The 9,909-nt window shown below is 34.9% G+C and carries 9 protein-coding genes and 1 tRNA gene; 5 read left to right on the top strand and 5 right to left on the bottom strand.

What is annotated here, in order from left to right:
• Positions 1–219 precede the first annotated feature (219 nt).
• Positions 220–1,422, top strand: coding sequence for an ISL3 family transposase (locus ABX784_RS13285; RefSeq protein ID WP_372655542.1), 1,203 nt, complete (start codon positions 220–222; stop codon positions 1,420–1,422).
• A 316-nt stretch (positions 1,423–1,738) separates the two neighbouring features.
• On the opposite strand, the gene ABX784_RS13280 is transcribed toward ABX784_RS13285, so the two are convergent.
• The 4 genes from ABX784_RS13280 to ABX784_RS13265 form a co-directional block, all read right to left on the bottom strand.
• A tRNA-Ala gene (locus ABX784_RS13280) sits at positions 1,739–1,814 on the bottom strand.
• Between the two features lie 105 nt (positions 1,815–1,919).
• Complete coding sequence (locus ABX784_RS13275; RefSeq protein ID WP_372655541.1) at positions 1,920–2,276, bottom strand: ORF6N domain-containing protein; 357 nt, start codon at positions 2,274–2,276, stop codon at positions 1,920–1,922.
• A 91-nt stretch (positions 2,277–2,367) separates the two neighbouring features.
• Positions 2,368–3,666: a hypothetical protein gene (locus ABX784_RS13270; RefSeq protein ID WP_372655540.1), complete on the bottom strand. Its 1,299-nt coding sequence runs from the start codon at positions 3,664–3,666 to the stop codon at positions 2,368–2,370.
• Positions 3,663–4,454, bottom strand: coding sequence for an outer membrane lipoprotein-sorting protein (locus ABX784_RS13265; RefSeq protein WP_372655539.1), 792 nt, complete (start codon positions 4,452–4,454; stop codon positions 3,663–3,665). The genes ABX784_RS13270 and ABX784_RS13265 overlap by 4 nt, the downstream gene beginning before the upstream one ends.
• 193 nt (positions 4,455–4,647) lie before the next feature.
• On the opposite strand from ABX784_RS13265, the gene ABX784_RS13260 reads away from it, so the two are divergent.
• On the top strand, positions 4,648–6,009 hold the full coding sequence (locus ABX784_RS13260) for an HAD-IG family 5'-nucleotidase (RefSeq protein WP_372655538.1): 1,362 nt from the start codon (positions 4,648–4,650) through the stop codon (positions 6,007–6,009).
• Here ABX784_RS13260 and ABX784_RS13255 read toward each other — a convergent pair.
• Entirely contained in the window at positions 5,978–6,946 is a 969-nt protein-coding gene (locus tag ABX784_RS13255) for a histone deacetylase (RefSeq protein WP_372655537.1), read from the bottom strand. The two genes, ABX784_RS13260 and ABX784_RS13255, sit on opposite strands and share 32 nt — an antisense overlap.
• Positions 6,947–6,986: 40 nt before the next feature.
• On the opposite strand from ABX784_RS13255, the gene ABX784_RS13250 reads away from it, so the two are divergent.
• From ABX784_RS13250 to ABX784_RS13240, 3 genes are all read left to right on the top strand, one after another.
• Positions 6,987–8,042 carry a hypothetical protein gene (locus ABX784_RS13250; RefSeq protein WP_372655536.1) on the top strand — a complete coding sequence of 352 codons (1,056 nt, stop codon included), beginning with the start codon at positions 6,987–6,989 and terminating at the stop codon, positions 8,040–8,042.
• Positions 8,043–8,159: 117 nt separating this feature from the next.
• Positions 8,160–9,278, top strand: coding sequence for a saccharopine dehydrogenase (locus tag ABX784_RS13245; protein WP_372655535.1), 1,119 nt, complete (start codon positions 8,160–8,162; stop codon positions 9,276–9,278).
• On the top strand, positions 9,278–9,909 hold a 632-nt coding region (locus tag ABX784_RS13240; protein ID WP_372655534.1), incomplete at its 3' end, for a hypothetical protein. The genes ABX784_RS13245 and ABX784_RS13240, both read left to right, overlap by 1 nt.

Raw genomic sequence — 9,909 nt, 5'->3', positions numbered from 1 at the left:
GTAAAGAGGATATAATTAGTTGTGCACTTGAGTTTCACCCTAGCATAAAGAAAGAGTCATATAACTTAGATGTAAGAGATCAATCTTTAAAAAAAGAATGGGTCTTCTCGGTTAACAGTGGGAGGCACTGAATCAAGACCAGAAAGATCAAGATAAGCACGAGTATTCAAATCTGATAAAATTCTTTTACCACAAAGTTTTTTACAAGGAGAATACCCAATGCTTGAGTCACAGATTAACAAACTATTTTCACTTCCAGAACTTAAATTTACTAACAAAAGAAATCTCACAAATCATATTATTCAATTTGATGCCTACAAGCTTTCTGAATTTGAAGTCTGTCCAAAGTGTGCAACAAAGGCGACTAAAATTCATGATCATGTCTTTGTTCACATTAAGGACGTCCCTATTCGTGATAAAATTGTTTACCTAAGAATTAGAAAAAGAAGATTTAGATGCCAAAATTGTAATTCAGTATTTAGAGAACCTGTTCCAGGAATAAGAAAAGGATTTCGTTCCACTCAAAGATTTAGATCTCATATCCGTTGGTGTGCTTCAAACTTTACTGATCTTAAAAGAGTCACCGAAAAGCTAAAATGCTCTTCTTGGCTAGTTTATAAAGCATTTTACGAACAGCTCTCCCTAGAAGCAAAGAAAATGAACTATGAATGGCCCAAGACGATTGGAATTGATGAACATAGTTTTGTTAGAAATACTAAAACTCACTACAAAGAATTTGCGACAGTCTTTGTCGATTTTAATAATAATAGAGTCCGCGAAGTCACTCTTGGTCGTTCATTTGACGATCTAATCAATTCCAGAGCTTTCGATATACAAGGGCCAGAAAATGTTAAGAATGTAGTCATAGATATGTCTTCAACTTACAAGAAATTTGTGAAAAAACAATTTCCAAATGCTCTCATTACTTCTGACAAGTTTCATGTGGTGAAATTATTCAATCACGCAGTTAATAAAATCAGAATTGAAATCATGAAACATCCTGTATTTGAAAAGTCTAAAACAAGCCCAATGAGAAGACTATATCTAACAAGAGATGATCGCTTAAGCTTCTCTCAACGATCTATTGTTAAACATATCAATGGTCTATTTCCAGAGCTTGAAGAGATTTATAAATTTAAAGAGAGGATGCTTTCAATTTACAATATAAGAGGCTTTAAAAGAGCTAAGAAAGCACTTACAAAGTTAACTGATGAGATGGCTCACTCAGGAAGAAAAGCAGTTCAATCCCTTCGTAGAACTTTAGTTAAGTGGCGAGTAGAGATATTGAATTATTTCAAGTCAGGAATTACTAACGCGAAGACCGAGGGGTATAATCGTAAGGCAAAACTCATTCAGAGAAAGGCCTACGGATATAGAAATTTTGAGAATTACAGACTTAGACTACTTTACGATTGTAGATAGAAATTAAGTCAAAGAAGTAATTCGAAGCCTCATTTTTAAATGTTGGTGGTGAGTTGTAATTTTTAATTAAAATAATGAATAAGAAAACCGATACTTAGATTACTAACAAAAGAATTTTAGATTTTATAAATGCTTTTAGCCATTTCTAGATCGAAAGTTTGATTCACTTTCCACTGCCTACCGAGTACTCCCCTTCAAGAGATTCTGAAAGACATTTAGAAGAAACAGCGAACACAAGTAGTTGATACATGGTTAGTAATGTTATTGGGTGGTTAGCTTAAACTGAACTTTGATTGAAAGTTGTAGGTAAGAAAAATGGTGGACCCTAACGGGATCGAACCGTTGACCTCTTCGCTGCCAGCGAAGCGCTCTCCCAACTGAGCTAAGGGCCCTCATAAGAGGACGTTAAGAATATTATTTCAAGGTGATTCTGGCAAGATATAATTACGATGAACTTATCTTCGCATTGCAAAAGAGTTATCTATATTTAGAAGTGTTTATTTACTCTTTAGGCCTATCTTCTTTCTCTTCATGTCTTGTGAAGGCAGCTTCACTTCAAGTCCGTCCAACCTTTCAAATACGACTTTAAAAACTTTATTTACTCCTGACTCAAGACTATCAACACGTTCCGATAACTCTTTTTCAAGCATCAGAAAGCTTCTAAGCTTTGTAAATATCCTCATAATAGCAATATTTACCAAAGCCGCCTGATCAGACTTAAGAACACTAGACAACATTGCAACTCCATTTTCAGTAAAAACAAGGGGTTCATACCTCCTTCCTCCGTACTCGGAACTTGAGGTACCATTTTGGCACCTCAAGTTTTCATACTCTTCTTTAGTTAATTCAAACATAACTCTCTTCTTCGTATGAAAAGAGTTATATGCAAAGTAGTAAAAGAAAAATTAAAAGACTTAGGAATTTTAAAAGTCAGTTATTGAAGAGCTAGAAGAATCTTGAGATATTTAAGTACCCCTGACTATCTCCCTTATAGACTTGAAGTCCATAGAAACCGTTTTCTTTAGCCTGGTACAACCTTGTTCCTATTTTATACTTCCACTGATCTGATAATCTTCTGGTGAAAGAAAGATTTATTAATCTCTCATCTGTGTACTCAATATCTTGAATATAACTAAAGAATAGTTCAGATCCCATAAAGTCATTAAAGTTATACCTTAGACCTAGAAGAGCATCCCTTTGAAAAGTACTTAGCTTTCTTCTCTCAATTTTTGTTGGTCCAAGTATACTTGTAACTTCAAAGATAATTGTAGCTTCATGCTCAACACTATCAAATGACACTATTCTCTCAAGGCCTAATGCAAGCTCTCCATGATCCTTAGGAGATCTTCTCTCAAAAGAAGTCGTCGTAATAGGTGTTAGAGTTTGAAACTCATCCTCATACTCCCTGTAACTCCCCTCAGCTTTAATTAAATAGTCTTCATAACCATAACTAAGTGTTCCTCCAACTTCTTTCACACGATAAAAATGAGGCCTTAGCTCTAATTGATTTGAAGGAACTTCACTTCCTCCAAAACTAATACCATTAGAGTATCCAAGAAGTGGGTGCACTCTATCAAAGTGATCTAAGTATTGAAGAGAGAAATCTAAATCACCAATAGTTTGATTGAAGCGAATTCCCCATTGAGACTGCCAACTAGAATTTGATTGAGTGTCAGTTCCATCTACCCAAACGCTATCTTGAAACTCAACTCCAAAATTGACTCCAGTTCTAGACCTTGATGAAGGAAAAATTGGACTTTCAACTCTAGGCCAAAAGTATAGATTTAAAGTTCCATCACCAACAACAAACTCTCCCTCAAGAGTAAGTTCACCCTTTTTTTCAAGGTTCTCTATTTCACCATCAAAGTTCTTAGAGTTTACAACATCGGCCGGATGAAAAGCTTCCATAGCTGACCAATTAAACAGCTTCCATCCCGCAAGAAGCTTAAAGCGTCCTTCATCTCCAAAAATATAAGAACCATAAGCATCTTCAACAACTAAGTGATTACGATCTTTATCTTTAGAGTCTACTCTACCATAACCTCTCAAGGCAGCAGTGAAACCACCACTTATATATTTAAGTTGCGCCCTAGTAAAGAGTGCTAAGTTATCGTCATATGTAAGCCTACTATTGTCATTTTCAAACTTTCTGCTTTCAAAAGTGATTTCACCTTGATCAGAGAAGTCTGCGTGTGACAGAGGACATAATATTAAAAATGGTAATAGTAATAATTTATTCATCATCTTTTAAGAGACCTTTTTGTAAATAAGCTACTTTTAAAATTCACACCAAGTTTTCTATTAGTCCATTTGAAGATTGACTCTTTCTTTGTTTGAACATTTTTCATATGAATAAGAGTCGCTCTCCACAACTCTTTTCCATTCACTGTGTACTTTGTAAAACCACTCATCTCAGCAGTTTTTAAAAGCTCAGATTTTCTATCATAATATGATACATACACTGCATTTAAGTGCTTCTTTGAGATTTGAACAACTTGCTTGGAGTAACCACTATTATCGACAGGAACTCTTTCGATAATATAAACATCTTCACCAGCAGCAGATTTACCGTCTTTTAGAAAATTAAATTTATATTTCTCAATCTCTTGAGAACCTAAGTCTTCATAAGAGAACTCACTCCCCATAAATGAAGAAGATTTATTTCTTGAAGATATCTTTTTTACTCTTTTAAGTGATGGTAGGTATAACCACTGGTTGTCGTCTTCATTTTTATGAGACCACGTCAGCATTTTAGTACCTTTTACATCCTTAGGGTTAAGGAAGATATTTAGCGACTTATCTCCATCGTCTTTAACTTCGAGAACTCTCCCCTCCATCTTTCTAACTATCTTTGATCCGTATGCATCTATAAGAACCATTTCAAGATCAGACTCATCTCCGATAAACCCATTATTTCTTGCTTCGGCCTCTTTAGCGATGCGAAGGCCTTTTTCTTGACTAGTCTCAGCAAAACTAAATTGTGAGAGTAGAGATAAAATAAGAATCAAACATAAATTAGATACAGATCTCATATGAACACCTTTTTATTAGTCATAAATTAAATTATTATGACTATGTTAAGAGCTATAGGAGTATTGGTCTAGTCAAACTCACTAATTTTACAGTCAAAGCACTTATTATTGACTGACTTTCTATAATACTGATAAGCTCTTTAGTTCCCTAACTGGGATTGCATACTGTCTTGACTAAAGGAGTCATAAAAAGATGAGCGTTTACGTTAATAGAATATTAAATATGAAAAAAATTAAGGCCATTGGTTTTGATATGGACTACACACTAGTTCGTTATAATACAGAAAATTTTGAAAGACTTACCTATTCTCTAGTTAAGCACAACCTAGTAAAGGTACTAGGTTACCCAGAAGAAGTATTAGATCTTGAGTTCAACTTTGAATTAGTTCAACAAGGACTCATTATTGATAAACTAAGAGGAAACTTACTTCACGTATCAAGATTTGGAAAAGTGAAAAAAGCACAACATGGGCTAACTCCACTTTCATTTGAAGAGCAAAACAATGCTTACTCTAATAGAGTCATTGATCTAAGTGACGAGAGTTTTCAATCATTAGATACAGCATTCTCAGTATCTAACGGTATTCTCTATGCTCAATTAGTAGATCTAAAAGAAAAAGGTTCAGTTGTACCAAGGTATGACTTGCTTGCTGATCATATAAAAGAAGCAATTGATATTTGTCATTCTGATGGATCTCTTAAGAGTAAAGTTAAAGAAAACATCCAAGATTACATTATTCAAGATGAAAAGCTCGTTGAGCAACTTGAAATGTATAAGAGATATGGAAAGAAATTAATTATCATTACAAACTCTGAGTTCTATTACTGTAAAGACCTTCTAGAGTATACTATTGATCCATTCTTAAAAGAGCATGATAGCTGGAAAGATTTATTTGAAATTACAATTACTCTCTCAAGTAAACCAAGATTCTTTCATGTTAAAAATCATTACTTAAGAATTGATCCTGAAACTGCATTAATGACAAACCACGAAGGACCAATTACTCCAGGAGTCTACCAAGGTGGAAATGCAGGAAAGCTGCAAGAAGATTTAGGACTGAAAGGTTCAGAAATTCTTTATTTAGGTGACCATATTTACGGTGACGTTCTTACTTTAAAGAAAACATTCGGTTGGAGAACTGCACTTGTAGTTGAGCCACTTGAAGAAGAGATCTTGGCAATTCAAAAGAGTAACCCTACTCAATTGAAGATTGATGCTTTCATGAGTGATAAAGAAGATCTAGAAGAGAAGCTAGATAAGTTAGAAATGAGTAAATTTCGTGGTGAAGCTGTAGATAAAGATGAAATTGGAAAAATCTACGCCAAAATCGAAAAAATTAACCACAGTATTGCTAAAGAGCTTAATGATTACAAAACATACTTTAACCCGCACTGGGGAGAGCTCATGAGAGCTGGACAAGAAGAAAGTCGTTTTGCTGATCAGATCGAGAAGTATGCATGTGTTTATATGGGAAGAGTTTCTGATCTTTTAGAGCACTCTCCAAGAACATACTTTAGACCTATTAAGCGAGTTCTTCCTCACGAAATAATTTAAGAAACTGAAAATAAATCTCCCAAGTCTTTGGCCCATAACCACCGGCCATAACCCAGGCTTGGGGAATTTCTCTCTCTTTAAAGAATCTATAAACTAATAAATCTCTTTGTAACATTTGCTCTTTTGATAATTGAATTCCGTTAGCACTTTCTAAAACATCTTCAATATATGGATCTGCGCCTGCAACTATAATGGCCATATCTAGATTCTTAAGCTTCTTTAAACCATCTTCTAGTTTACTTAGGTACTGATCTTCTTCCCCAACTCCAACTTCAATATCTATATTTGAAGGTATCCGCCATGGGCCCTCACCGCACTCAGGAGAAAGAGGCCATCCACTTTTCATATGGATACTTAAAGTCTCTATGGTTGGATCACTTTGTGTGAGCTCAGCTGTCCCACACCCCTTGTGAGCATCAATATCGACGACAGATATATTTACTGGTCGTATATCACTTTGAAATTTTCTAGCACTAATTACAATATCGTTAATAAGGCAAAACCCTCTTGAGCGATCACTCATAGCGTGATGCATTCCTCCACAGAGTCCAAAAGCGAACTTATCTTCATGGGACTTCTTTAGTGTTAAGTAAGTCCCCTTAGTTTGTAGGATAAACTTATCGTATAAGTGAGTCAGAGAAAGAGAAGCACTCTCAGGGTTATACCTTTGATAATTCCCCTCTTCATCCACTAGTTCATAGCATTCGATAAGTTTTTGTTCTTTGTTATTTAGAAGCTCATTAACAAATTCTTCAGTATGAACTCTTAATAAGTCCTCAGTAGTTATATCCTCTAATTCATTTAGATTTGTTTCTTTAAGTGAGGAGTCTAGCTTTTGTAGCTCCTCAAAACACTTTCTTGAGCGATCATCTAAAATTGGAACTTCTATTCCGTATTTATTTAGACTTAAATCGAATTCTTTATTATAGATAATCATTTTTTCTACTTTTTGTTTTATTATTGTTTATAATAATTTAATGAAAAAAATTATCATACTACTAATACTATTGGCCAATAGTGTAAATGCTGCTGGACTTAGAAATAACCTTAAGAGATACACCTTCTTAAGAGACACAACAATAGTAACTAAAGGCCTTACTAACAAGAGGTATGAACAGTACTTTGACATTGATCTTCAAGTAAGCTCTGGAGTTAAAGACTTGGTGGCAGATATTAAGAATAAAGGAGATGAAGAGGGAGCAACTCAATTACAAAAAGAGCTCAACATCTTGGAAATTCTCAATAAGAATATGAACTCTGAAAGGTATGTTGACCTTGATGCTACATTAGCAATCCCACTTCCAAGCTTTAACTTATATAACTACAGACTTACTCCGGCTATTTTCTACAACTTAAACCTCAGTACTCTTTTCACTATCTATAATCAAACAAGTAGCTTTGACCCTTCAGTGAGTGTTTATATAAAGAAAGAAACAAAGCTTGGAGTGAGCACAATTATTACAAAGTCAGGACACACTGATACTTTTATAAAATTAAATCTCTATAAGCTAGGTCGATCAGACACTGATCTCACAAAAACAAAGACTGAACTTGCAGAGAGTTCAAAGATTTTTAATTTTTCAGACCTCGATGAGTCCAATGAAACGTACTCAATGGACTTAATCTGGAAAAGAGAGAACCATAAGAGACTATGGAAGGCAGAGGTTCTAGAGGCCAAGCTTTTAACCAGCCAATCAAAAGCTGATTTTTCCTATGACAATGCTCCCCTCTTTCATTTCTTTCACCAATGGAAAAGTGAAGTGAAGCGAGTATGGCTAGAGCCATTTGCCGGCGTTCATATGAGAAAGAGATACTCTTTATTTGATGGTTTATACTTGGGCACAAGACTAAAGTTCCAAGAGCTTCCCTTTAGTAGTTCAGTGAGCTTAAGTAATCAATTTCTAACTTTCATACCAGAATTTAAGATGGGACACTTCTACCTTAACTATAAAATGAAAATGGCATATATAAATCCTCAAAAAGATATCTGGGTGCCTACAGTTCATTCATTCAACTTAGGGTTAAACTTTTAATCAATAATTCAAGTACTTAGCTTTAGAAATCATCAATTTTCCTCCATAACTATAGCCAAAGGCATTAAAACATGTTTTATTTTGACTTACTTCGGCAATTCTTAAGATGGGGATTCAATGCAAAGACTAATATGGCTAAGACACGAGACTAAACCTTTTGAGCAAAGATCATGCTTAACACCAAATGCTTGTAAGAAACTTTTGGAGCTTGGCCACGACGTTATTGTTGAAAGATCTCCCGTTCGTATCTTTGAAGATGCTGAATATGAATCCGTAGGTTGTAAGCTTGTAGAGTCAAACTCATGGATAAACGCCCCACTAAATGCCATTATCATAGGCCTTAAAGAGTTAGAAGATGCCGACTTCTCTCTTTCTCACAGACATATTCACTTTGCTCACGTTTTCAAAAATCAACATGGTTATGAGAAGACACTTTCTAGATTTATCAAAGGGGACGGCCTTCTCTACGACCTAGAGTACTTAACAGATAGTAACCAAAAGAGAATTGCCGCATTTGGAGTATGGGCGGGGTTTGCTGGAGCAGCCCTAGCTATAGATCTATGGACACATACTCAACTTGGAATGAATTACAATAGTAAGGCCCCTCTAGTTCCATATGAAAATGAGATGGCCATGGTTGATGACGTAGAAGAGAGATTAAATAAAATTATCAGTCGTCCAAGAGTTCTTGTTATAGGAGCAAAAGGTCGATCAGGAAAAGGTGCAGTTAAATTTCTTAGAGCAATTGGTATTGAAGCAACAATGTGGGGATCAAGAGATACAATTACAAACCACCCTATTGAAGAGATTCTAGGTTTTGATATATTAATTAATTGCGCTCTTATTAAAGAGCCACGCTCTCCATTTTTAGATCTTCAAACAATTGAAAAAGAAAGAAACCTAACAGTTATCAGTGATGTTGGGTGCGATCCAAACGGACCTTGTAACCCGCTTCCTATTTATGAAAATTGTACAACAATGGATATTCCCTCAATAAAAATACAAGACAACTTATATTTAACAGCAATTGACCACCTACCCTCACTTCTTCCGAGAGAGAGTAGTGAAGATTTTTGTTCACAACTCCTTCCTCATTTAGTGGACTTTTTAGATAATAAGATTGAAAATTCTCCTTGGGAAAGAGCACTCGAAGTGTTTTACAGAAAATCCTACGATCTTTCACCGGACGAAATAACAATCGAAGAGAACGACTCAAGAGATAAAATACTAATGTAATGAAGAAAATATTTTTTGCACTATCATTTTTTATATTTGGAATTGGAGCGAGTTACTTTACTTTCAATCATAATATTGTAAATAAAAAGCTTCAATTTAATGAAGAAATAGAAACTCTCTTTGAGTCAAATATCAGTGCAGAAGAGGCCAATGGAAGGATCTTTCAGCTACTATTTGCATACTTTGCAATTGATTTAAGAGATATTGAAGAAAAGATTACAGCAAAGATACAAGATTCGATTAACGCAAAAGAAAGTACAATCGTTGAGAAAGTTGTTGAAAAGGTCGTCTACCTCCCTCAAGAGAAGTCAGAAACTAAAAGTGTTGAAATAGAATCAGATATGCCCCCAGAAGAAGAGAGGAGAATTCCTACCGTTAAGAACTTTAAAACTCTAGAGAAGTTAAATTTCAAAGAGTATTTGAAGGACGCTTCCCCTATCCTTGAGAGAGACAAAGCATTTGAAACTCTAAATGGAACACATAGATATATAGGACACAATAATCGAGGCCCTAATTTTCAAATTGAAATAGAGAATCTTTTTAAGCTTGAAAACAAGTCTTACAAAGGAACCTCTAAGATTGACTATCTTGTACTTGGAAAAAGTGAAGATGCTATTATGGTAGATGGAAT

Source organism: Halobacteriovorax sp. (assembly GCF_041587335.1).
In the GTDB taxonomy this organism is placed as follows: Bacteria; Bdellovibrionota; Bacteriovoracia; order Bacteriovoracales; family Bacteriovoracaceae; genus Halobacteriovorax.
This window is presented reverse-complemented; position numbering and strand designations above follow the sequence as displayed.

Excerpts from the sequence above, each read along its gene's own strand:
- ABX784_RS13255 (WP_372655537.1), bottom strand. The coding sequence starts at position 6,946 with ATGATTATCTATAATAAAGAATTCGATTTAAGTCTAAATAAATACGGA.
- ABX784_RS13275 (WP_372655541.1), bottom strand. The coding sequence starts at position 2,276 with ATGTTTGAATTAACTAAAGAAGAGTATGAAAACTTGAGGTGCCAAAAT.
- ABX784_RS13260 (WP_372655538.1), top strand. The coding sequence starts at position 4,648 with ATGAGCGTTTACGTTAATAGAATATTAAATATGAAAAAAATTAAGGCC.
- ABX784_RS13250 (WP_372655536.1), top strand. The coding sequence starts at position 6,987 with ATGAAAAAAATTATCATACTACTAATACTATTGGCCAATAGTGTAAAT.
- ABX784_RS13265 (WP_372655539.1), bottom strand. The coding sequence starts at position 4,454 with ATGAGATCTGTATCTAATTTATGTTTGATTCTTATTTTATCTCTACTC.
- ABX784_RS13245 (WP_372655535.1), top strand. The coding sequence starts at position 8,160 with ATGCAAAGACTAATATGGCTAAGACACGAGACTAAACCTTTTGAGCAA.
- ABX784_RS13285 (WP_372655542.1), top strand. The coding sequence starts at position 220 with ATGCTTGAGTCACAGATTAACAAACTATTTTCACTTCCAGAACTTAAA.
- ABX784_RS13270 (WP_372655540.1), bottom strand. The coding sequence starts at position 3,666 with ATGATGAATAAATTATTACTATTACCATTTTTAATATTATGTCCTCTG.